Below are 22,245 nucleotides of genomic sequence, written 5' to 3'. Positions count from 1 at the left end.
CGTATACTGGCTGTTATTGTGCAAATGGTGTTCTGGTATGCCAGTCACTATGTTGCTGTATTTGATGTGCAATTCCAAGCAGGCGGCTTTCGGCGAAATAGTTACCGATGAGCTGTACTCCCACAGGCAGTCCACTGGTGGTTTGACCGGCGGGCAAGGCGATGCCCGGCAATCCAGCTAAGTTAAGTGAGACAGTGTATATATCAGAAAGATACATTTGCACTGGATCGTTACTGTGGCTGCTTAGTTTCGGTGCAGCAGTAGGTGCTACCGGAGCCAAGATAATATCGCATTGATTAAGTACAGCTTGAAAGTCGTTGGCAACCATACGACGTAGTTTTTGTGCTTTAAGATAATAGGCATCATAGTAACCATGCGATAATACATAGGTACCAATCATGATGCGCCGTTTTACTTCATCACCAAAGCCTTCAGCACGGCTTTTACTGTACATTTCATCTAAATTGCTGAATTCTTTTGCTCGGTATCCGTAACGAACACCATCATACCGAGATAAATTGGTACTGGCCTCTGCTGATGCCAAAACGTAATAAGCCGGAATGGATAATTCAGTATGCGGCAAAGAGACATCAATAATTTCTGCCCCTTGTTTTTTCAGTATATTTAAAACTTCCTCAATGGATGAATGTACTTGTGAATCAAGCCCCTCTCCAAAAAATTCTCGTGGCAGCCCTATTTTTAAACCCTGAAGCGGACGGTTTAAATCTCGAGTGTAGTCTTCCTTATCACGCTCTATACTGGTGGAATCCCGTTCATCAAAACCGGCCATGCTGTTTAGTAGCAAAGCGCAGTCTTCAGCGGTTTGTGCCATTGGGCCGGCCTGATCAAAACTGGAAGCATAAGCCACCATGCCAAAGCGGCTGATGACACCATAAGTAGGTTTCAGACCAGTGATGCCGCAATGAGCTGCCGGTTGACGGATAGAACCACCAGTATCTGAACCTAATGCTGCTGGTGCCAGTCGCGCCGCAACAGCAGCGGCAGAACCACCGGAGGAACCACCAGGAACATGATCATGCTGCCAAGGGTTTTTGGTAATGCCATAATGTGAGGTCTCAGTAGTTGAACCCATGGCAAACTCATCCATATTGGTTCGACCCAGTGTGACCATACCTGCATCCAGCAAATTCTGTACTACAGTGGCGGTATAGGGGGCGGTAAAATTATCCAGCATTTTGCTGGCACACGCGCTGCGCCAGCCTTGCTGGCAAAAAATATCTTTGTAGGCTATGGGTACACCTGTCAATACACTGGCTGAACCTTGTGCCAAACGGTCATCGGCAACTTTGGCCTCTGTAAGAGTACGTTCTTTATCCAGCGTAATATAGGCATTCAGGCTGGGATTATCCGCTGCAATGGCTGCTAGGTATTCCTGTGCCAACTCGCTTGCTGAAGCCTGTTTGCTTTGCAGTAAATCACTGCATTGTTTCAATGTGTAGTTTTTGGGCATGGTGGTCAGATAATGTTCAAACAGTGTGATAAGAAGCTGTCTGTGATAATTTCAAAAATTAAAGATATGGCTTAATTGTCAAATCTGAACTTATTCGATTACTTTAGGTACAAGGTACATATCTTTGCCAACCAAAGGTGCACAAGATTGTATAGCCTGATGCTGATCAGTTTCAGTCACGATGTCATTGCGTAAACGTAATGCGAGTTCATGAGGATGTGCCATCGGTTCAACTTCGTTTGTATCGACTTCCTGCATTTTTTCGACCAGTTCGAATACATGATTAAGTTCTGCCAGCATATTATTTCGCTCAGTTTCTGAAAGACTCAAGCGAGAGAGGCGTGCGAGCTTATCTACATCACTTAGTGTTAAAGCCATCAAAAATCCTTAAATTTGATTTAGCAAAACGAGCAAACTGAGGTATCATTGCGCGTTCTGATTCGGTTTTTACATAGTCAGGAATTATAACCGAAATCCCTATTCTATGGCGCATTGATTTGCTTTGGTTAATGTGTCAAACAACTGCTTTTGCCATACTGATAATTTTAAAGTTCATTAGGACAGCCCCATGTTTCGCTTTTTTACCAAATATTTATCCAATGATCTGGCTATTGATCTTGGTACAGCTAACACTCTGATTTTTATTAAAAATAAAGGCATAGTATTGAACGAGCCATCTGTGGTGGCGGTACAGAACGATACGATAAATGCCAAAAACGGCATGCTGGCTGTGGGAACGGCGGCGAAAAAAATGCTGGGCCGCACACCGGGTAGCATTCAAGCAATCAGACCGATGAAAGATGGTGTGATTGCTGACTTTAATGTTACTGAAAAGATGCTGAAGCAGTTTATAAAAAAAGTGAACAATAGCCGCTTTACTGCTCCGCGTATCGTAATCTGTGTACCTTGCGGTTCTACTCAGGTTGAGCGCAAGGCTATTCGTGATTCTGCTCTGGCAGCGGGTGCATCTATCGTAAACCTGATTGAAGAACCGATGGCTGCAGCGATTGGTGCCGGTTTGCCGATCGAAGAACCAACAGGGTCCATGGTGGTGGATATTGGCGGTGGCACTACTGAAGTGGGGGTAATTTCGTTATCCGGCGTGGTGTATTCCCACTCTATCCGTGTGGGTGGTGATGCGTTTGATGATGCCATTATCAATTATGTGCGCCGCAATTATGGCATGTTGATTGGTGAATCAACTGCTGAGGAAATTAAGAAAAATATCGGTTCTGCTTTCCCCGGGATGGAAGTTAAAGAAATTGAAGTTAAAGGACGCAATCTTGCTGAAGGTATTCCGCGCGCCTTTACAATTAGTTCTAATGAAGTGCTAGAAGCGCTGACAGAACCTTTAAATCAAATTGTGCAGGCTGTTAAAAATGCTCTGGAACAGACACCTCCAGAATTAGGTGCAGATATTGCAGATCGTGGTCTGGTATTAACTGGCGGCGGTGCTTTGTTGAAAGGGCTTGACCGTTTGCTATCAGAAGAAACCGGTCTGCCAGTTATGATTGCAGAGGATCCTCTTACCTGTGTTGCCCGTGGTTCTGGCCATGCGCTAGATATGATTGGTAAGATGAATTCTGTATTTGTATCTAATCCTTAAATGCCGTAATTTTTGTTCAATGTAATTGATAATGGCAGAGCCTTCACTAAATTTTGTTCACAATGGTCTGCGCAGTACCAGTAAACTGGTTGTTCTGTCACTGGTTTCGGTAGTGTTGCTTTTGCTTGATAACCGATATGATGTGGTTAAAATAAGCCGCAATTATATTGCTACGGCTTTGTACCCGTTTCAGTGGCTAGCGATGCAGCCGGTTAACGCTGTTTCCAATGGTATGGTTTTTCTTGAGAAGCAGCAAAATCTGAGCAATGAAAACAGATTATTGAAGGCTCAGAATGCACAATTAAAATTGCAGCTCAGTCAGCACGCAGTAGAGTTAAAGTCTGTGCTTAATCTGAATCAGCTGAATCAGGTGCAAAAAGCAGCTTTGCCACAGGCGCAGGTAGCGCAGATTGTATCAAATGACAGTAATCCGCTTGCTGATAGGTTTATTATTAATAAAGGTAGCCATCATCAGATTCGCATGGGAGATGCAGTAAGTGATGAGCATGGCCTAATCGGACAGATTACTGCAGTTCAGCCTTTAAGCTCGGAGGTTATGCTGATAACCAGTACTAATGCAGTGATTCCGACTATGGTTATGCGCACTGGAGTTCGTACATTGGTTTATGGTCGCTCTGGTAGTTTGGACTTGCGTTATTTTCCGGCTAATGCCAGTTTATTACCCAATGATTTGCTGGTAACGTCTGGAATGGATAGTGTTTATCCAGCAGGCATACCAGTTGCTACCGTCACAAAAGCGCAAAGTGGTAATGGTTCGCCCTATTATCGTGCTCAGATTGAGCCGGTGGCACAAATGCGTAGCAGCACATTTGTGCTGGTTATTCCCCAAAAGCATGGGCAGACAGCTCATTATTCTGCTGATGTAGCAGTGACTAACCCAACATCCGCCAATCATGACTGAAGTAGACAGCCTGCACCGCCATACCCGAAAACGGCTTATTGTTTTGAGTCTTGTGGCTGCATTATTTCTAGATTTAATTCCTATTCCCCAGCCACTAGCCGGTTGGCTGCCAGCCTGTACGGCAATGATGACTTTGTACTGGAGCTTACACCGGCCGCAGAATGTTGGTATTGGCATGGCTTTTATACTTGGTCTGATTGTGGATGTTGGTCAGGGTACACCATTTGGTCAGCATGCACTTGCTTTGATTGCTGCGGTGTATGTAATTGAGCAAAACCGGCACCAGATGCTTGGTTACTCATATGGGTTTCAGGCACTAACCATTTTTGGTAGCTTGATGCTGATGACACTAATTTTGGTAATTGTTCATTTTTTTTCTACGCATCAGTTTACAGGCTGGAATCTTTTTGTTTCACCCTTTATCAGTGCTTTGCTCTGGCCTCTGTTATCTAAATTCATGCTTTATCTCGCCTACTCTAGACGTCTATGAAAGCACTGCAATTTCGAACCAAAAAAAAACGTCCGTCCAAACCGGCTCAGTATGGTGATCTGGGATTACGGATTGCAGTAGCATTTATGTTAATTATTATTTGTTTTTGCCTGTTAATTGCACGCTTTGTTTATTTACAGGTTATCAAATATGATGATTATGTTATTGCGGCTACCAATAATCGTATTTCTCTGATTCCTACGCCACCGGTACGCGGTGAAATTGTAGATGTTAATGGTGTAGTGCTAGCCCATAATTATCCCGCATATTCGCTGGAGATTATCCCTAATCAGGTGCCGGGAAAAATTGATGATACTATTAATGCTTTACGCGCTTATGTAGACATCACACCCAGTGATTTGAAACGTTTTGCTAAATTTCGCGCTGATTACCGGTCTTACGATAAAGTCCCTCTAAAACTGAAGCTCACCATGGAAGAAGCCAGCCGCCTTGCAGCTGAACTATATCGGTTTTCGGGTGTGGAAATAAATGCCCGGACTTTTCGGGATTACCCGTATGGTGAGTTACTGGCACATATTGTTGGTTATATCGGCCGTATTAGTGACCGTGATATGGCGGCGCTGGATAAGGCTAATCTTACTAACCTCTACCGTGGCAGCACACATATCGGCAAAATGGGGCTGGAAGAATATTATGAGCGCCAGCTGCACGGTGTGCCTGGATATCGTGAAGTTGAAAAAGATGCTCAGGGTCATATTGTTCGGACAATAAAAACCGTACCAGCCATTCCAGGGCAAACGTTGAGGCTAGGACTGGATATCCGTGTACAGCAGGAAGCCGACCGGCTGATGAGCAATAAACGAGGTGCGTTGGTGGCGATAAATCCGCAGACCGGAGCCATTCTAGCAATGGTATCCAAACCAAGCTACAACCCTAATTTGTTTATTGATGGAATAGACACGGAAACCTGGAAAAGTTTGAATGAAGATTGGCGCCATCCATTATTGAACCGAGCTACACAAGGGATGTATCCACCCGGTTCTACTTTCAAACCCTTTTTGGCTATGGCTGCACTTGAAAGTGGCAAACTAAATCAGAACACCGTCTTGCCTGCTCCAGGTGTATGGAGTATTCCTGGCTCTACGCATCAGTTTCGAGATGCGGCACGAGGTGGACATGGTTCTGCTAATCTGAGTAAGGCTATTCAGGTATCATCGGATACATTCTTTTACCGGCTGGGCTACGAAATGGGTGTTGACCGTATGTCGCCCTATCTGGCCGAATTTAATCTTGGTAAACAGACCGGTATTGATATTAATCATGAATATGCAGGTGTGTTGCCAACTCGTGCATGGAAAGAGAAAAGATTTGCTCGTTATAAGCCACAGGCACGGGTGTGGCAACCGGCCGATAGTGTCAGTATGGCCATTGGACAGGGTTACAATGCGTATACACCATTACAAATGGCTTTTGCTACTGCTATTTTGAGTAATGATGGCATTGTTTATCGTCCTCATCTGGTTCAGGCTTTACTCGACCATAATTCCCAAAAAATGACATTGATTGATCCTCAGCCTGTCAGAACTGTGCCATTTAAACGCAGCAATTTTGAATATGTGAAGGACGCAATGCAAAAAGTATTGAAGCCGGGTGGGACTGCTGCTGCAATCGGCTCTGGTCTGGGTTATACCATGGGAGGTAAAACGGGGACGGCACAAGTGGTACAGATTAAACAAGGTGCTCGTTATAACGCTGCAGCACTAAAAATGCAGTTACGTGACCATGCTTGGTTTATTGCTTTTGCACCGGCTGACAAACCTCAGATAGCTATAGCTGTAATTCTTGAAAATAATGGCTGGGGAGCTACGGCTGCACCATTGGCTCGACAGCTGGCCGATTTTTATCTGTTGAAACTCAAAAATCTTCCTAGCGCAGGTGTGGCCAGCAATGCTTCTGATTTGCCGGTAAATGATTTATCCAATAATGCCATGATGGATGCGCAACAGCATGATGAGCATAATCAGGCTGCTTTGCCACCATTACTGCGTGCCTATCGTCCACAGTCAGGCTTGTGAGATGAATAAATATGATTAATGAGAAGCAATGGTTGAAACGTATCTGGTATAAGCTCTGGGCACCGATGGATGTGTGGCTGTTTTATGCTATGTTGATAATCTATGTCATGAGTTTATTTCTACTTTACTCGGCAGATGGACAAGATTTTGGCCAGCTGGAAAATAAAACCCTGCATACTATTCTTAGTTTTATTTTATTATGGCTGATTGCACGAACTCCACCGCAGATATTAAGTAATTTTGCGTTACCCCTTTATGGTTTAGGTATATTACTTTTGGTGGGTGTGCATTTTGCTGGTATCACAGTAAATGGTTCTACTCGCTGGCTAAATATTGGGATAGGACGAATCCAGCCCTCAGAAATCATGAAAATTGCTGTACCAATGCTGATTGCATGGTATTTCCAGAAAAATGAAAGTAATATTCGCTGGTATCACTATATTATTGCCTTTGTGCTGATATTTATCCCTGTAGCACTGATTTTGAAACAGCCTGATTTAGGTACTGCCACTTTGATTATGGCCTCCGGCTTGTTTGTTATATTTTTTGCTGGTTTACCGTGGAAAGTTATTATTACTGCGATTATCGGGTTTGTGGCTATGCTGCCTATAATTTGGAATTATGGGATGCATGATTATCAGCGTATGAGGGTTCTGACTTTGCTTGACCCTACTAAAGATCGTCTTGGTGCTGGTTATCATATCCTGCAATCGATGACGGCTATTGGATCAGGAGGAATCTGGGGAAAAGGTTGGCTCGAAGGAACTCAGACACATCTTGATTATATTCCTGAATCCACTACTGACTTTATTTTTGCAGTTTTTGGAGAAGAGTTTGGTCTGATTGGCAATATTCTGCTAGTGAGTGTATATACATTTATTTTGGTGCGCGGTTTATATATTACGCTTAAAGCACCTACTTTGTATTGCCGTACTTTAGCTGGTGCACTGACTATGACATTATTTTGCTATGCATTCGTTAATATGGGCATGGTTAGTGGTATTCTGCCAGTGGTGGGAGTGCCTTTGCCATTGGTAAGCTATGGTGGTACTGCTACTTTATCAGTAATGGTGATACTGGCGATGCTAATGGGTATTAGTAATCAACGTAAAAGCTGACTTCAGCTCGAATAATTTATACTGATAGGTATTGTGAAAAAATATAAAATCGAAACCAATTTTTGGTTTCGATTTTATATTGATTTAAAGCTTGCTCTTAGTTAATTAAGCATCAGGAATGTTTATTTGGGGCGATGAACCAGTACTTCATCAATTAATCCGTATTTCTGTGCTTCTTCTGCTGACATAAAATTATCACGGTCAGTATCTTTTTCAATTTGTGCCAGTTTTTGGCCAGTATGATGAGCCAAATGTTCGTTTAACTGTTTTTTCAGTTTGAGTAATTCACGCGCATGAATTTCGATATCAGATGCTTGTCCACCTAAGCCGCCGCTGATGAGAGGTTGGTGAATCATTACACGGCTGTTTGGCAATGCGAAGCGTTTACCTTTAGCTCCGGCAGATAAAAGGAATGCCCCCATACTTGCAGCCTGACCCAGGCATAATGTAGCTACATCTGGTTTAATAAAATTCATGGTATCAAAAATAGACATGCCGGCAGTGACAGACCCACCCGGTGAATTAATATAGAGAGAAATATCTTTATCGGGATTTTCGCTTTCCAAAAATAATAACTGCGCTACAATCAGATTGGCAGTTTCGTCTGTAACAGGCCCTACCATGAATACAATCCGCTCTTTAAGTAAACGTGAGTAGATATCGTATGCACGTTCACCACGGCCGCTTTGTTCGACCACCATGGGTACGAGACCAAGATTCTGTATATGTGACATGTTTTTTTCCTCAATAGAAATAAAAGCACCCAAGCAGCTTCTCAACTACTTTGGTGCTTTTGGTCATTTATTCAATGTTTGCTATGTTTAGGCCTTTGCCTGCTGTCCCATTACTTCATCAAAAGTAAGCACTTTATCGCTGACTTTGACTTTACTGAGGACATAGTCTACAACATTTTGTTCGATAGCCAGAGAAGTTGGCACTTGCAGATTTTTTTTGTCGCTATAGTACCAATCAATAACTTCCTGTGGATCTTCATAGCTGTCGGCGAACTCATTGATAACTTTACGTACCTGTTCTTCGCTTGGCTCCAGTTTTTCTTCGCGTATCAATTCGCCCATAATCAGGCTAATGGCTACTCGGCGACTAGCTTGTTCATTAAACATGTCAAGCGGCAAGTCCAAATCTTTTTGATCCATACCCTGCGCGGCAAAATTTTCTTTCATGCGTGCTGCCATGCTTTTAGCTTCTTCGGTAATCATAGAAGTAGGTACTTCAATAGGTGTAGAGGCCAGCAAAGCGTTAATAGCACTATCTTTTGTCATTTCACTGACGCGACGGTTTACTTCTCGGCTGACATTTTTTTTGATTTCAGCACGCATTTTTTCTACGTCGCCGTCTTCAATGCCCAGTGATTTGGCAAATTCTTCATTTACTTCCGGCAGAACAGCTTCAGAAACATTTTTTAGAGTAATGGTAAAAATAGCTGTTTTACCAGCGAGCTCTTTGCTCTGGTAATCTTCTGGAAAGGTAACTGATACTTCTTTTACATCACCTTCTTTCATACCGGCAATACCTGTTTCGAAGTCAGGCAGCATCTGGCCTTTCCCTAGTAAGAACGGATAGTTTTCAGCAGATCCTCCAGCAAAAGCCTCTCCATCAATTTTGCCGGCAAAATCAATGATTACCCGGTCTCCAATTTGTGCTTCCCGTTCTACGTGATTAAAACGGGTACGCTGCTGGCGCAAGATGTCAATTGTTTTATCGATTTCTGTATCACCGATTTCAGTACTGAATTTGGTGACTTCCTGAGAAGTTAAATCGCCGATTTTGATTTCTGGAAATTCTTCATACACTACAGCAATTTTGTAAAATTTTTCATCGTCCTGATCTTCATCTTCCAAAGCGGTGAGGCTTTTCAGGCCTGCTACTTTGAGTTTTTCAGCTACAATGAGGTCTTCGAAAGCTTTATGGGTCATTTCGTTCAGCACTTCATCGCGAATGCCATAGCCATACATGGAATCAATGATTCGCAGTGGTGCTTTACCAGGGCGAAAGCCATCAACGCGAGCACGTTTCTGTGCCACTTTCATTCGTGCATTAACTTTTGCCCGGATGTCTTCCCAGTTCAGAGCCAAAATAATTTTACGCTCTAAATTATCTAATTTTTCTACTGTTACGCTCATCGTTAACCCTTAGATGTCAGTTAATCTGATTTGTTTGATTTGTCTTCAGGCACTGCCTGGGCTGTCAGTACCCAGCATTTTTTCATGCAGACAAAATTAAATCGCAAGTTTACCATAAGCCTTTATAAAAGCCTATGTAATGTCCGAGACACTTGCAGTAATTTATGGTTGCACAGGATTTTTGTCTTTTTTCATGATTCTTTCTGTTTCGTGCCAGTAACCATCTTCATGCTTTTGTACTATTGCTATGATACCCTGCTTTATTTGTTTAATCTGATCAAAATTCACGATTGCATTGCTGCTAAGGCGTGCTGGTGATAGTAAAGATAAATGATCGAGAAGATGAAAGCGAGAGTCTTCCGGAGCTTCCAAAACAGACCAGTCTTCGATGTATCGCCCCTGCCAGCATAAAGGATTTATTGGTGTTTGAAAATGTGTGTTGCCCGTAGGGGTAAAGAGCATGCCTCGGATTATACTGGCTTGCCGGAGCTCTTCTGGTTGCACAGATAACTTTGCCAGCGATTTTTTGGCTTCTAGACTTGTGCTCAATGCTAGCTGCTGTATGATTTTATCCCTTTTGTTTTTCAGCAGATCTGACTGATTCAGGCCAATAAAGCTTTCCAGTTCATTTGAATAACTACCATAATATTTACACGCCAATTCCAGATGATATTTCTGATTATTCAGCTGTACGATGAAATCCATGGCTCCCGCTGTACGCTGCTTATCCATCACTGTCAGATTATGGGCAATGAGCTGGCTATGAGGGGCATTTAAAAACCAGTATTGCAATAATTTTTCTGCGTATATACCCAGATGGGATTGGTAACCACTGTGTCTTTTCAGGAATAAATATAAATCCTCAGGATGTTTATCAAGAGCGAGTAAAAACCGAAAGCCATCATCCCCAAGTAATTGGGAAATAGGCAATTCTACGGTAGAAATCCATGGTGAGGGAGCGGTTAGTAAACTAGCCAAATCGCGTACAATGGTTTTTTTTAACCGCCACCAGATGGGATCAGAAGCATAATTCATGAGTAGTGCTTTCTCCTTTATAAACATGATTTATTGAAAGTTAATCTTGCTTTTTCTGAATTTGCTGGTTAATGGTGTTATAAAAGCCACGTAAGATGTCAATATCTTCGGTACTGAGTTGCGCTCGGTCAAACATGGCAGCCATACGGCGCATTAACCTTGTTTCATTACGCCGGTTAAAGAATCCGGCTTTATCCATTACCTGACGTAGATGTGCCACCATATCATGTGTTTGTTGATGTGTGGCCAGATTTTTTGGCTGTATCAAATGGGCCATACTGCTGTTTACATGGCTGAATAATTCATAACAGATTACCTGTACGGCTTGAGCTAGATTTAATGAAAAATATTCAGGATTACCGTTGATGGTAATTAGGCGATTGCAGCTTTGTACTTCTTCAATACTTAGTCCATAAGTTTCATTACCGAATACTAATGCAATTTTCTGCCCAGCTCTGGCTGTATCCAGTAATGAAGGCATGATTTCGCGTGGTGTGTACAAAGGAGCTGTCAGCTCACGCCGCCGGCTGGTAAGGGCACAAGATAATGTGGTATCAGCCAGAGCTTCATTAAGTGTGGCTACTACGTGTGCGCGTTCCAGCACATCTTTTGCTCCAGATGCAAGAATAAAGCTTTCTTCCGGTAAAGCAAATGTGTCTGGATTGGTACTGTCGAATACTGGGGGCTGCGTTGTCATGGGGGTTTGCATCAGATTTGGTGCGACCAGTGTCAGGTTGGTGAGACCCATGGTTTTCATGGCACGTGCTGCGGAACCAATATTTGCCGGATGGCTGGTACGTGTGAGTACTACAAGTATGTTACTTAAAAAATCGGGAAGTACGGGTTTGTTCATGTTTAATATTAAATCTGGGGAAGAGCTCAGAAATAGCAGAATGCTGATATATTCAGCATATTATAGCAAAATGAGTTTATATATTCTGTATATGAAAGTAACCGGTTTTGGAAAAAGCAATTTTGCCGTATAATTAATTTCTCTATTCCATTGCCGCTATGTTGTTTTAATGCGGCATTTGTTCTTTAAAACACGTCTTTTCTATCTGTTTGAAGCTTTTATCAGCCATATCACGAGAATGAGCATGAATCCTATTTTGACTACTGCCTGGAAAGCAGCGCGTAAAGCCGGCCAGATGATGCATCGCGCCAGCAGCAATTTAAATAATATTAAAATTGACAATAAAGCTGCTAACGATTTTGTTTCTGATGTTGATCGTGAGGCGGAACGAATTATTGTTAGTACTATTCAGGAAGTATATCCCCAGCATGCTATTCTGAGTGAAGAAGCCGGCCAGCTGGGAAATATTCATGCTGAGTATCAGTGGATTATTGATCCTCTGGATGGAACTACGAATTATTTGCATGGACATAAGCAATATGCTATTTCCATGGCGCTATTGCACAAGGGAACATTGGCCGAAGCACTGGTTTATGCTCCAGAGCACAATGATCTATATGTTGCCAGCCGTGGGCAAGGTGCGCTACTAAATGACAAACGTATTAGAGTAAGTGGTCGTATTGACTTGCTGCGCAGTCTGATTGCTACCGGATTTCCGGTGGTTGATCAAAGTATGATGAATACTTACCTAGCCATTTTAAAAGATGTGCTGGCTAAAACAGCCGGTGCACGTCGTGAAGGTTCGGCCGCATTGGATTTATGTAATGTAGCCTGTGGCCGTGTGGATGGTTTTTTTGAATTTAATCTTAAACCTTGGGATGTTGCCGGCGGTGCTCTGATTGTTCAGGAAGCTGGTGGGATTGTTACCGATATGCAAGGTGAGCAGGCATGGCTGGACAGTGGTGATATTGTAGCTGCCAATCCGAAAATTCTGGCTCAATTATTGCAGATTTTTGCACCTCATTTAGCGGTATAATGTAAGTAAGTTGTGATGGTTTAGGCTAATTCTGGTTAAATCATCACAAACAAAATTACTGTGAAATTTGCTGAAGGCGATAACATGAAAAAACTACTGTTTACTGCATTATTAGCTTCTTATGCTAGCCTGCTGATGGCTAAGGGCATTGAAGCAAATAATGCTTGGGTTCGTTTTAGTGTGCCCGGCATGTCGTCCAGTGGTGTATTTATGGATCTGGATAATCAATCCGGCAGGGATGATATATTGCTTAGCGCTTCGACACCGGTGGCGATGTCTGCTGAAGTGCATGAAACGGTAGAAACTGACGGTGTGATGAAAATGCGTTCTTTGCCCAAAGGTTTGCCTTTACCTGCCGGTAAAGTGACTCATTTGCAGCCAGGAAAAATGCATATTATGCTTATGGGTTTAAAAAAACCATTGGCTAAAGATACTACTATTCCATTGCGATTGACTTTCCGTCATGCACGCCCCCTTGTTCTAAATGTGCCTGTTGCTATAGGTCCCGCTTCTGCTGATATAAGCCAAACTGAAAATTCTCATCATATGCATCATTAAAATAATCTGTGTCTTAAATTAAATGACGGGCAAGTAAATTTTAAACAGAATTAATTTATTAACTCTGTTTTCAGATGCGGACTGATATAAGTATTTTTATATGGACTTAATCCACGCTTTTGTAAGGCTTGGATTGTTTTCTATTGTAACGGTTATTTCAGAATGGATTTGTTTTGAAGCCGACAAATCCATATTCTGAAACAATTTTAAATTAATTTTTTATGATTTCATTATTGCATTCAGGCAAATTTTGGTTGAAATTGCTGGTTTTTGGCTGCCTGAGCATATTTTTGCTATTGGCCATTGATATGGCTGTGTTGCATTATTTGTTTAATGCTAAAGAAATTAATAAACGTGCTAATGAGTTTGTGGCCGATAGTGGCAGACAAGTTTTTTTTGATGCAGATATCAGTCGTTCTATGTTTCCGCGCCCTACTGTGACATTACATCAGGTGCAGGTTAAAAATGTTGCCACTAAAAAAAATGACATTAATGTAGGCGAGATGAAAATCGGCTTGGGCTGGCAAAGTTTCTTTGGCCGCATGACAATTGAAAAGTTGCAGCTTAACGATGCAAGTATCAATCTGGTACGCGGTAGTAACGGCCAGTGGAATCTGGCTGATTTATGGCAGAAAGCATATTCGGGTAAACGTTTACATATAAACCGGCTGATACTGGAAAACGCTAAATTTAATATTCAAGACGATCAGAACTTACAGTATATTAAGCAGATGAATCTTCAATGGCGTAATCTTGGCAGCTCCAGTGCACTGCAACTGGAGGGAATTTTAGGAGGCCAAGATATGCAAACTCTGCATTGCAAGCTCAATGCTGTTTATCATCCTGATGCTGTGATGCAGTGGAAAGATGTTAATCTGGAAATAGATACGAAAGTCTCTGTTTTGGGTGAGAGTAACGGCCAGTGGCATTTTGATGCACGCTGGTTGCCACAGCAGCAGTTATTGCAGACAGCTGCTGTTCAATGGCAGTGGCATAGTCAGCGTAATCAGTTGCATGTGACCGGCAATGGGCAAAACTGGCAGGTAGGCTGGGCTAAACTGTTTTTACCACAATTAAATGGTGTTGCTACAGCTCAGATTGGTGATAATGCGATTAATGCCACGGTGTCTTCCACCAATACCAGCTGGTTGCAGAATCACTGGTTTTTACCTCAGTTTCAGATAGACAGCGGTTGGCAAAGCCATTTATTTCAGACCGCGCTTACTGTCAGCGGTCAGCTATCATGGTTGGATATGCGCCACTGGAAAATTGACAATTTTTCGGTGAATAGCCATCAGGATACTGTCAATGCCCTACCCAACTCCCGTTTCATCAGTGATTTATCTGGCAGTGTTCAGGGCGATGATGCCGGCAACGGTCAGCTTAATCTGCAAGGCCAGTTTGATAATCAGCCTGTCAGCATTTCTCTTGACTATCAACATGATAAACAGCAAGCAAAAATAAACGGAAGCATTCATCTGGCACAGTTAAATTTACGCCCTTATGCAGATAACAGTACTAGTTTGCTCCCGCCAGACTGGCAACAGTTATGGTATCGCTGGTTTAGGAAACGGTCGCTTACGGCACAACTATCCATTGATTCTCTGCTCACACCAACGGTAGTTGTGAATCAGTTTAAAACTCAGTTGTCTCTAAATGCACGTACATTGAATTTGGACCCTATCAGTTTAAATATGTATGGTGGCAATACTGATGGATTGTTGCAGGTGACTAATTCTAATCCTTTAAGCTGGAAAGCACGGCAACATGCACGTGGTGTGCAAATGAAATCATTTTTACAAGATACATTTGGTTTGCATAATCTTGATGGTGAAGGCGATGCAGACTTTGATTTCCATGGAACAGGTGTCAACCGTCAGCAATGGCTTTCCAGTCTTTCGGGTCAGGCGGATATCCATATTCGTCAAGGTGTGTGGAACGGTATTGATATTAATAATATTCTGCAAAATAGTGACAGTCAGACAACTGTAGCTTACAACGAAACTAGCCAAACGCCTTTTCGCTATATTCGCTTGCAGATTCCATTGAGTAATGGAAATACCAGAAGTAGCCGTATGGAACTACATGCTGATAATTTTGATATCAAGGGTACTGGTGATGTGAAGTGGTTACAACAACAGATGGATTATAATGTTCTGATTGCCACTCGACGAGCACAACAACAGACTTTACTGCCGTTACGGATTAACGGTACGTTTACTAGACCCTCATTCTCCATAGATTATCAAAAACTTACTGCTGGTTTACATACTTCTCAGCAAAAGCAGAATAGTCTGCGGCAGACGTTGCAACAGCAATGGCTCTGGCTAAATCAGGGTAGCGGTGCATCAGCTGAGCATCATGAAACTGTACGGCTGCCATGAGTGTTTATGTCTTCCATAATTGGCCACAGCCAGATGAGCTGGCTCAGCAGTTGGGAAATGATGAGCAGGCTGAGGTTGTGGTTGTAGCCGAAAGCTGGCCGAAGACATTATTGGCTACCTCAGCCGCTGGGCAAGCGATAGTGAGGTTTTGGACTCAGGCAAGATTATTCTGGCAACACCAACCGATATTCAGCTACCCATTTCGAGCGGCAGGTAAATTCCTTCTGATTCGGCCTCAAGAATATAAGCACTGGGTGCAGTTTTACTCGGGTTTTTCACACGATAAGGCTGATATTGGAGTTAGTGGTTTTAAACCTTGGCTAACATTGCCTCCCACTCTAGCAGTTAAATCTGTAGTGGTAATCGGTGCTGGTATTTCTGGAGCTGCCACTGCTTCTGCTCTTGCCAAACGGGGGATTGCGGTTACAGTAATTGAACAACATACCATCGCCAGTGCTGCCTCTGGCAACCATCTCGGGCTGTTGTATGCCAAAATTTCTCCCAATTATACTGTGCAGACAGAGCTGTTGCTGGCAGGCTATGGATTTAGCCGTAGCCTGCTTCAAAATAGTTTGCCAGTGGGTCAAGGCTGGCTAGACTGTGGTGTACTCCATTTGAATTACAATGATGCCGAAAAGAATCGCAATGGATTATTAGCTTCGCAAAATCCTGATAATGCTTTGTTTCGACCTGTCACGCAGACTCAGGCTGGTGATATTGCCGGAATGGAATTACCTTCAGGGGGATTATGGTGGCCATTTGGTGCAGCCATCAATCCTTATAGCTGGGTTGATGCTTTGCTTAGACAACCTATAATTGAGGTGTTGACTGCAACTAAAGTTACAAGTGTTGTGTATCAGAATGATGGCTGGCAAATTGTTTGTCAGAATATGAATCGATCATTCACTTTAGAAGCATCCCATGTCGTTATCTGTGCCGGAGCGGACAGTGATACGCTCTTTCCAGTTGCTGGCTGGCCATTGCACAAAATCAGAGGACAAACTACCACAGCTTGTTTTAGAACTGATGTTATAAAGCCAAGCTGTGCACTAAGCGGAAATAGCTATATTACCCCCGCATGGCAGGATAAACTTTGTTTTGGTGCCACTTTTCATCCGAACAATACCGATAACAGCCTAAATGAAGAGGATGAAAATGTTAACTGGCAGCAATTGCGCCGCTGGCTACCACATCTCGCAGCAAATCTGAATCCGAATGCAAAACCGCAGGGACATGCGGCTATACGCTGTGATGCATTTGATCATTTACCTTTGGCTGGGCCTGTGGGCAATGCAGAGGCGATGCTGCAACAGTATGCCCGCTTGCGTTTGGACAAAAATTATCGGCTTAATCAACCTTGTCCATGGCAGCCAGGTATGTTTATTAATACGGCTCATGGCAGCCGAGGTTTGCTGACAGCGCCTTTGTGTGCCGAAGCAATTGCTGCTGCCATACTGGGTTTGCCCTCTCCTTTATCTGTGCGGCTGCAACAAGCTTTGCATCCCAACCGCTTGCCCATTAGAGCGCTAACACATCATTTATCATTTCCTTTGACTGCTTAAAATTTCTCATTTTGCTAAAACTTTATATTATAGGTATGATGAATGTAATGTTATACTATAACATTAAATTGTCATTGGGCTGATCCGGTAGAGGCATCACAATGTTTTCACTTTTGCTATGCGGTGTGGGTAAACGGTTGATGGGTGTGGGCGTTATTTTGGCTTTGATGTGGTTGATGTATGCATGGGCAGTGAGTGCATCATGAGTATTCAGGTAGACAATGTCACGGTCAGTTATCGCCAGCGACCAGCTATCCATCATCTCAGCATTGATTTTAAACCAAATGAAATGTGGGCAATATTCGGCCCTAATGGAGCGGGTAAATCCACGTTGCTCAAAGCCATTATGGGGCTAGTACGACCCGATAGTGGTGAAATTTGCTGGCAGCATTTACAGCGCTCTGATATAGCTTATCTGCCTCAGCAGTCGGATATTGACCGCAGCCAGCCTATGAGTGTGTTTGAACTAGTTGCTATGGGGTTATGGTATGAAACTGGTTTCTTTGCGGGTATCAGTAAATCTATGCATCAGCGGATTATTGCAGTATTAACTCAAGTTGGTATGCTGCAATATCAGGCACGCAGTATCGCGCAGTTGTCAAACGGCCAGTTTCAACGAGTATTACTGGCACGCATGTTGATTCAGAATGCTCGTGTTTTGTTGCTTGATGAACCATTTAACGCAGTTGATGCTGCTACAACTTTTGCTTTGTTGGATATTTTGAAAGCATACCAGCAGCAGAAGCAATGTACGGTGATTACGGTTTTGCATGATTATGAGCAGGTGCAGGCGTATTTCCCCTACACTTTGTTAATTGCTCGGGAAAAAATTGCAGCGGGTAAAACGGATCATGTATTGACTGAACAATATCTGCAACAGGCGGCCGCAGCAATGCAGCAATACGAACAGGACCAGTGGTGTAACAGGTAAATTAATGAATATGGCCTATTTACTCTTTCAGCCTTTTGCTGATTACGATTTTATGCGTTATGCATTATGTTCAATTGTATTTCTGGCTTTAGGTACTGCGCCGGTTGGGGTTTTTTTGATGATGCGGCGTATGAGTCTGGTTGGGGATGCGCTTGGGCATGCTATTTTACCGGGTGCAGCAGCCGGCTATATGCTAGCTGGCTTAAGTTTACCAGCAATGAGTTTAGGCGGGTTTATTGCTGGCCTGTTGATGGCATTGCTGGCCGGTTTGGCCAGCCGATTTGCCAATGTGCGCGAGGATGCCAGCTTTGCCGCTTTTTTTCTTACCTGTTTGGCCTTAGGTGTGGTGTTGGTGAGCCGTGGCGGAAACAGTGTTGATTTATTGAACTTACTCTTTGGTTCGATTTTATCAGTCGATAAGTCAGCGCTGACGCTGGTGGCGATAGTGAGCAGTATTTCAATGCTGGTATTGGCCGTGATATATCGCCCGCTAATGCTGGAAAGCATAGATCCACTTTTTCTACGTGCTGTGAACGGTAAAGGCACGCTTTGGCACATTATTTTTTTAATACTGGTTGTGATGAATCTAGTTGCTGGATTTCAGGCTTTAGGAACACTGATGTCTGTAGGTTTAATGATGTTGCCCGCTATCAGTGCTCGTTTGTGGCAGAAATCTATGGGCGGTATTCTGATGATAGCAGCTATTATTGCTGTGTTGTGTGGCTATATAGGTCTGCTATTGTCTTTCTATATTGATTTACCATCTGGGCCGGCTATTATTCTGTGCTGTGGTCTGGTTTATATACTGTCATTATTTGTTGGCAGTGAAAGCGGTATTCTATGGCGAGTCTATAAACGTCAGCGACACCATGTTGCTTAGAGATAATTTTTGCATCATAAACCACTGAAGGATATATAAAAAATGAAACGAGGCTTTTTTATTTGCCTGCTTAGTATGTTTCTGTGTAGTTTAGCCAGCCTGCTTCAGGCGGCACCGCTGCCGGTTATCACCAGTTTCAGTATTCTGGGCGATGTTACACGGCAAATTGGCGGTGAACGTGTACAGGTCAGAAGCTTGATTGGTTATGATCAGGATGCGCATATGTATCAGCTGGTCAGTAAGGATTTACGCGACATGCGCTCAGCCAGACTGATTCTTCTTAATGGCTTAGGCCTAGAACCATTGTCTTTGCAACGAGCTGCTCTACAAAGCCGTGTACCTTTGGCTACTGTTACTCAGGGCATTCAGCCTTTGATGATGGCGGACGACGGTCACGACCATCATCAGCACGCAGACCCACATATATGGAATGACCCCGTTCTGATGCAGACCTATGCGCGTAATGTTGCCGGAGCACTGATTAAAGTTGATCCGCAAGGCAAAGCCTATTACCAGCAGCGACTGGCTGCTTACCAGCGCCAGCTGGCAGAGCTCAATAACTGGGCAACTAAAATATTTAATGCTATACCGGCAGACAAACGTAAGGTATTGACTGGTCATGATGCTTTTGCCTATATGGCCAAGCGTTACAGTATTCAGTTTATTGCTCCGCAAGGTGTAAGCACTGAAGCCGAGCCATCAGCGCGTCAGGTGGCAGCAATTATTAGCCAGATACGGCGTGAGCATATCAAAGCCATTTTTATAGAAAACATTAAAAATCCGAAAATGGTGCAGCGAATTGCCAGCGAAACTCAGACAAAAATCAGTGGTCGTTTGTACTCAGATGCCTTGAGCAACGGTGCGCCAGCAGCAACCTATATTGATATGTTCCGTTTTAATGTTAATGTACTCGCTGCGGCTATGAAATAGATTGAGAATACAGTTTCAGAATTCTTTGGGCGTTATTACCTAACAGAATACATATTTAGTTTTGCAATGCCAGCCGCCAGTTGTGTACATCAGACTGGCGGCTTTGTTCGAAATTTTCCAGCATTTCCAGTTCAAAACGGGAAAAACCTGCTTGTTCTCGTGCTTCGATATTTACATAACCTCGGAAAATAAATAAATCATAACGGCTGAGTAAACGCCGAAATAAAGCCTGTGGTTCTAGCCCTCGTTGTGCGCATAAATACTGATACCAATAATTTCCCACTTGAACATGGCCGACTTCTTCGCGGTAGATAATATCTAATACTGCACAGGTATGCTCATCTCCTTTTTGTGCAATTTTAGAGCGCATTCCTGGGGTAACATCCAGCCCACGTGCTTCCAAAACGCGTGGTACCAAAGCCATCCGCAGCAGTGGGTCGAATGCGGTTTTATAGGCCATGTCCCATAAATGATTGTGCGCAGCAAAGTCACCATAATCATAGCCGAAAGCTTGCAGACGTTGCCGCATAAGCTGAAAATGATGTGCTTCTTCAGCTGCAATACGTACCCAGTCGCGGGTAAATTCTTCTGGCATGAGACGAAAGCGGTAGGCTGCGTCTAGCGCCAGATTGATTGCATTAAATTCAATATGACAAACGGCATGTAATAAAGCCGCATATCCTTCCTCGGTTGAAAATTTACGGCTTTTCACTTTAGAAGGCGGTACCAGCTTAGGTCTTGCGGGATGGCCGGCAAAACGAAAATCACGTATAACAGCCGTTACCTCCCTCTTCAGAGCATTGGCTGGTGTTTTAATACATAATTTATGAGCAGTATGGCTCAAAGAACATTTTTCATCAGGCAAAGTACTTAACAAAGCTGATTCCAATAAGGCAGCAATGGACATTTTCACAGAAAGGGGTAAAAAACTGAGTATTCAGTATACATGTGCTGCAGTAACAAAATAAACTTTGATTTAAACTGAATTTACATTTTAGATAGTGTTTATCGCTGCTTAGTTTTACAATACACAGAATTAATTTTCTCTAGAGGTTAAATTTATGAAAACAACACGTATACTTAAAGTGGCTCTACTTTGTCTGTCATTGTCTGCCGCCCTACCAGCTTTGGCCGATCATCAATGGCAAACCTGTGCTGAAAAACAGCAACAGATTGATAATCAAATGAAATATGCCCGCGCCAATAATAATCAAAGACAGATTAACCGTCTTAATGCACAAAAAGCCGATATTGCGCAAAATTGTAACAACAATGATTTGCGTCAGAAATATCAGCAGAAAATCGCTAAGCTAAATAATAAAATTGATGAAACACAGCGTAAGCTAACAAAAGCTCAGGCAAAAGGCGACAACGATAAAGTAGCAGAGCTGCAAAACAAAATGAATGAAAATACAGCCAAACTTCAACAGGCAAAACAGAATTATGCCCGTTTTGAACAGGCTGCCAAACAGTAAAATAGGCTAATATCCACACCAATGAAAAAGCTGATTTATCCGCTTTTTTATTGGTATTTTTATGCCAAGTGCAGACGTGTCTAGGTCTTAGTCCAGAATGGCATGACCTATCAAACATTGATTTTCTGTTCCAACTTTATCTGTAAACAGCTAAAATATTCAATAATTGTTAAGCAAAGGAGTATTTAATGCGGATTTTGTCTCAGGCTGTACTCAGCGGCATTTTGGCTTTCAGTACTGCATGGGTTAATGCAGGCGGACTGGAAACTTTGCAAAAATTCAATGCTGATACAGATGGTATTTCCGGACAGTTTAGTCAGTCAGTGAAAAGTAAAAAGCGAACTCAGACAACTGCGGGTATTTTTGCTATTCAGCGGCCGGGGCTGTTTCGCTGGGAATATACCCAGCCCTATAAACAGATAATAGTAGGTGATGGAAACACTGTCTGGCTTTATGATCAGGATCTGGCTCAAGTCACAAAACGTGCTCAAAATCAGACAATTGGCGATTCTCCAGCAGCCATTCTATCTAATAAAACAGCCTTAAATGCCAACTATTCATTATCTGATGATGGTAGCAGCAACGGTATTGACTATGTCCGTGCCTTACCTAAACGTAGTAATACAGGCTATCAGAATATTCGTATCGGTTTTAAAGGTGAGAATCTGGCTAATATGCAGCTAAAGGATAGCTTTGGTAATTTGACTACGATTACATTCAGTAAAATCAATACGCATCCACAATTAAACCGGGCACAGTTCAAGTTTACACCTCCCAAAGGTGTAGACGTTCTAACTCAGTAAGTAAACTTATAATA

21 protein-coding genes are annotated in these 22,245 nt (G+C 42.9%); 14 read left to right on the top strand and 7 right to left on the bottom strand.

Going from position 1 to position 22,245, the window contains the following annotated elements:
- Positions 1-13: 13 nt before the first annotated feature.
- Together gatA and gatC are read right to left on the bottom strand one after the other, a co-directional pair.
- Positions 14-1,471 carry an Asp-tRNA(Asn)/Glu-tRNA(Gln) amidotransferase subunit GatA gene (gatA, locus tag J3U64_RS00660; protein ID WP_267407959.1) on the bottom strand — a complete coding sequence of 486 codons (1,458 nt, stop codon included), beginning with the start codon at positions 1,469-1,471 and terminating at the stop codon, positions 14-16.
- A 90-nt stretch (positions 1,472-1,561) separates the two neighbouring features.
- Positions 1,562-1,849 (bottom strand): Asp-tRNA(Asn)/Glu-tRNA(Gln) amidotransferase subunit GatC, encoded by a 288-nt coding sequence (gene gatC / locus J3U64_RS00655; RefSeq protein WP_267407958.1) that lies wholly within the window; start codon positions 1,847-1,849, stop codon positions 1,562-1,564.
- A 190-nt stretch (positions 1,850-2,039) separates the two neighbouring features.
- Here gatC and J3U64_RS00650 point away from each other — a divergent pair, with 190 nt between their 5' ends.
- The 5 genes from J3U64_RS00650 to rodA are packed head-to-tail and all read left to right on the top strand — an operon-like array spanning position 2,040 to position 7,643.
- Entirely contained in the window at positions 2,040-3,077 is a 1,038-nt protein-coding gene (locus tag J3U64_RS00650; protein WP_037405504.1) for a rod shape-determining protein, read from the top strand.
- A gap of 31 nt (positions 3,078-3,108) precedes the next feature.
- Positions 3,109-3,999, top strand: a complete 891-nt coding sequence (mreC, locus tag J3U64_RS00645; RefSeq protein WP_100152611.1) for a rod shape-determining protein MreC — start codon at positions 3,109-3,111, stop codon at positions 3,997-3,999.
- Complete coding sequence (mreD, locus tag J3U64_RS00640; protein WP_100140624.1) at positions 3,992-4,489, top strand: rod shape-determining protein MreD; 498 nt, start codon at positions 3,992-3,994, stop codon at positions 4,487-4,489. The genes mreC and mreD overlap by 8 nt, the downstream gene beginning before the upstream one ends.
- Positions 4,486-6,525: a penicillin-binding protein 2 gene (gene mrdA, locus J3U64_RS00635; protein ID WP_267407957.1), complete on the top strand. Its 2,040-nt coding sequence runs from the start codon at positions 4,486-4,488 to the stop codon at positions 6,523-6,525. Before mreD ends, mrdA begins: the two co-directional genes overlap by 4 nt.
- Before the next feature lie 11 nt (positions 6,526-6,536).
- Positions 6,537-7,643, top strand: a complete 1,107-nt coding sequence (gene rodA, locus J3U64_RS00630; protein ID WP_100140622.1) for a rod shape-determining protein RodA — start codon at positions 6,537-6,539, stop codon at positions 7,641-7,643.
- Positions 7,644-7,765: 122 nt separating this feature from the next.
- On the opposite strand, the gene clpP is transcribed toward rodA, so the two are convergent.
- The 4 genes from clpP to J3U64_RS00610 form a co-directional block, all read right to left on the bottom strand.
- Positions 7,766-8,377 carry an ATP-dependent Clp endopeptidase proteolytic subunit ClpP gene (gene clpP / locus J3U64_RS00625; protein ID WP_267407956.1) on the bottom strand — a complete coding sequence of 204 codons (612 nt, stop codon included), beginning with the start codon at positions 8,375-8,377 and terminating at the stop codon, positions 7,766-7,768.
- 87 nt (positions 8,378-8,464) lie between these two features.
- Positions 8,465-9,784 (bottom strand): trigger factor, encoded by a 1,320-nt coding sequence (gene tig, locus J3U64_RS00620; protein ID WP_267407955.1) that lies wholly within the window; start codon positions 9,782-9,784, stop codon positions 8,465-8,467.
- A 162-nt stretch (positions 9,785-9,946) separates the two neighbouring features.
- A complete protein-coding gene (locus J3U64_RS00615; RefSeq protein WP_267407954.1) occupies positions 9,947-10,819 on the bottom strand; it encodes a DUF1853 family protein in 873 nt (290 codons plus the stop codon).
- Between the two features lie 40 nt (positions 10,820-10,859).
- The gene (locus J3U64_RS00610; RefSeq protein WP_267407953.1) at positions 10,860-11,672 is read right to left on the bottom strand and encodes an RNA methyltransferase; all 813 of its coding nucleotides are present in this window, start codon (positions 11,670-11,672) and stop codon (positions 10,860-10,862) included.
- 244 nt (positions 11,673-11,916) lie between these two features.
- Between J3U64_RS00610 and J3U64_RS00605 the strand changes: the two genes are divergently transcribed.
- The 7 genes from J3U64_RS00605 (at position 11,917) to J3U64_RS00575 (ending at position 19,953) form a co-directional block, all read left to right on the top strand.
- Positions 11,917-12,708 carry an inositol monophosphatase family protein gene (locus tag J3U64_RS00605; RefSeq protein ID WP_267390364.1) on the top strand — a complete coding sequence of 264 codons (792 nt, stop codon included), beginning with the start codon at positions 11,917-11,919 and terminating at the stop codon, positions 12,706-12,708.
- A gap of 84 nt (positions 12,709-12,792) precedes the next feature.
- A complete protein-coding gene (locus J3U64_RS00600; protein WP_267407952.1) occupies positions 12,793-13,266 on the top strand; it encodes a copper chaperone PCu(A)C in 474 nt (157 codons plus the stop codon).
- A gap of 221 nt (positions 13,267-13,487) precedes the next feature.
- Positions 13,488-15,650 carry an AsmA family protein gene (locus J3U64_RS00595; RefSeq protein WP_267407951.1) on the top strand — a complete coding sequence of 721 codons (2,163 nt, stop codon included), beginning with the start codon at positions 13,488-13,490 and terminating at the stop codon, positions 15,648-15,650.
- On the top strand, positions 15,647-17,212 hold the full coding sequence (mnmC, locus tag J3U64_RS00590) for an FAD-dependent 5-carboxymethylaminomethyl-2-thiouridine(34) oxidoreductase MnmC (RefSeq protein WP_267407950.1): 1,566 nt from the start codon (positions 15,647-15,649) through the stop codon (positions 17,210-17,212). The genes J3U64_RS00595 and mnmC overlap by 4 nt, the downstream gene beginning before the upstream one ends.
- Before the next feature lie 202 nt (positions 17,213-17,414).
- On the top strand, positions 17,415-18,143 hold the full coding sequence (locus J3U64_RS00585; RefSeq protein WP_100140614.1) for a metal ABC transporter ATP-binding protein: 729 nt from the start codon (positions 17,415-17,417) through the stop codon (positions 18,141-18,143).
- A gap of 4 nt (positions 18,144-18,147) precedes the next feature.
- Entirely contained in the window at positions 18,148-19,023 is an 876-nt protein-coding gene (locus J3U64_RS00580; protein WP_267407949.1) for a metal ABC transporter permease, read from the top strand.
- A gap of 42 nt (positions 19,024-19,065) precedes the next feature.
- Positions 19,066-19,953, top strand: coding sequence for a metal ABC transporter substrate-binding protein (locus J3U64_RS00575; protein ID WP_416384969.1), 888 nt, complete (start codon positions 19,066-19,068; stop codon positions 19,951-19,953).
- 55 nt (positions 19,954-20,008) lie between these two features.
- Here the strand turns inward: J3U64_RS00575 and J3U64_RS00570 are convergent, their stop codons facing one another.
- Positions 20,009-20,866, bottom strand: a complete 858-nt coding sequence (locus J3U64_RS00570) for a ferritin-like domain-containing protein (protein ID WP_267407948.1) — start codon at positions 20,864-20,866, stop codon at positions 20,009-20,011.
- 148 nt (positions 20,867-21,014) lie between these two features.
- Here J3U64_RS00570 and J3U64_RS00565 point away from each other — a divergent pair, with 148 nt between their 5' ends.
- Together J3U64_RS00565 and lolA are read left to right on the top strand one after the other, a co-directional pair.
- On the top strand, positions 21,015-21,428 hold the full coding sequence (locus J3U64_RS00565; RefSeq protein WP_267407947.1) for a DUF1090 domain-containing protein: 414 nt from the start codon (positions 21,015-21,017) through the stop codon (positions 21,426-21,428).
- A 188-nt stretch (positions 21,429-21,616) separates the two neighbouring features.
- Positions 21,617-22,231, top strand: coding sequence for an outer membrane lipoprotein chaperone LolA (gene lolA, locus J3U64_RS00560; RefSeq protein ID WP_267390371.1), 615 nt, complete (start codon positions 21,617-21,619; stop codon positions 22,229-22,231).
- Positions 22,232-22,245 lie beyond the last annotated feature (14 nt).

This window comes from Snodgrassella sp. B3800 (assembly GCF_026535865.1).
Taxonomy (GTDB): domain Bacteria; phylum Pseudomonadota; class Gammaproteobacteria; order Burkholderiales; family Neisseriaceae; genus Snodgrassella; species Snodgrassella alvi_E.
The sequence above is the reverse complement of the archived record's forward strand: the minus strand, read 5'-3'. Positions and strand labels throughout refer to the sequence as shown.

Bases quoted from the DNA above. Each gene is read 5' to 3' on its own strand.
- J3U64_RS00580 (WP_267407949.1), top strand. From the start codon at position 18,148: ATGAATATGGCCTATTTACTCTTTCAGCCTTTTGCTGATTACGATTTT.
- gatC (WP_267407958.1), bottom strand. From the start codon at position 1,849: ATGGCTTTAACACTAAGTGATGTAGATAAGCTCGCACGCCTCTCTCGC.
- J3U64_RS00595 (WP_267407951.1), top strand. From the start codon at position 13,488: ATGATTTCATTATTGCATTCAGGCAAATTTTGGTTGAAATTGCTGGTT.
- J3U64_RS00565 (WP_267407947.1), top strand. From the start codon at position 21,015: ATGAAAACAACACGTATACTTAAAGTGGCTCTACTTTGTCTGTCATTG.
- J3U64_RS00575 (WP_416384969.1), top strand. From the start codon at position 19,066: ATGAAACGAGGCTTTTTTATTTGCCTGCTTAGTATGTTTCTGTGTAGT.
- mreC (WP_100152611.1), top strand. From the start codon at position 3,109: ATGGCAGAGCCTTCACTAAATTTTGTTCACAATGGTCTGCGCAGTACC.
- J3U64_RS00605 (WP_267390364.1), top strand. From the start codon at position 11,917: ATGAATCCTATTTTGACTACTGCCTGGAAAGCAGCGCGTAAAGCCGGC.
- mrdA (WP_267407957.1), top strand. From the start codon at position 4,486: ATGAAAGCACTGCAATTTCGAACCAAAAAAAAACGTCCGTCCAAACCG.
- mreD (WP_100140624.1), top strand. From the start codon at position 3,992: ATGACTGAAGTAGACAGCCTGCACCGCCATACCCGAAAACGGCTTATT.
- rodA (WP_100140622.1), top strand. From the start codon at position 6,537: ATGATTAATGAGAAGCAATGGTTGAAACGTATCTGGTATAAGCTCTGG.
- J3U64_RS00585 (WP_100140614.1), top strand. From the start codon at position 17,415: ATGAGTATTCAGGTAGACAATGTCACGGTCAGTTATCGCCAGCGACCA.
- lolA (WP_267390371.1), top strand. From the start codon at position 21,617: ATGCGGATTTTGTCTCAGGCTGTACTCAGCGGCATTTTGGCTTTCAGT.
- clpP (WP_267407956.1), bottom strand. From the start codon at position 8,377: ATGTCACATATACAGAATCTTGGTCTCGTACCCATGGTGGTCGAACAA.
- mnmC (WP_267407950.1), top strand. From the start codon at position 15,647: ATGAGTGTTTATGTCTTCCATAATTGGCCACAGCCAGATGAGCTGGCT.
- J3U64_RS00600 (WP_267407952.1), top strand. From the start codon at position 12,793: ATGAAAAAACTACTGTTTACTGCATTATTAGCTTCTTATGCTAGCCTG.
- J3U64_RS00650 (WP_037405504.1), top strand. From the start codon at position 2,040: ATGTTTCGCTTTTTTACCAAATATTTATCCAATGATCTGGCTATTGAT.
- tig (WP_267407955.1), bottom strand. From the start codon at position 9,784: ATGAGCGTAACAGTAGAAAAATTAGATAATTTAGAGCGTAAAATTATT.
- J3U64_RS00610 (WP_267407953.1), bottom strand. From the start codon at position 11,672: ATGAACAAACCCGTACTTCCCGATTTTTTAAGTAACATACTTGTAGTA.
- J3U64_RS00615 (WP_267407954.1), bottom strand. From the start codon at position 10,819: ATGAATTATGCTTCTGATCCCATCTGGTGGCGGTTAAAAAAAACCATT.
- gatA (WP_267407959.1), bottom strand. From the start codon at position 1,471: ATGCCCAAAAACTACACATTGAAACAATGCAGTGATTTACTGCAAAGC.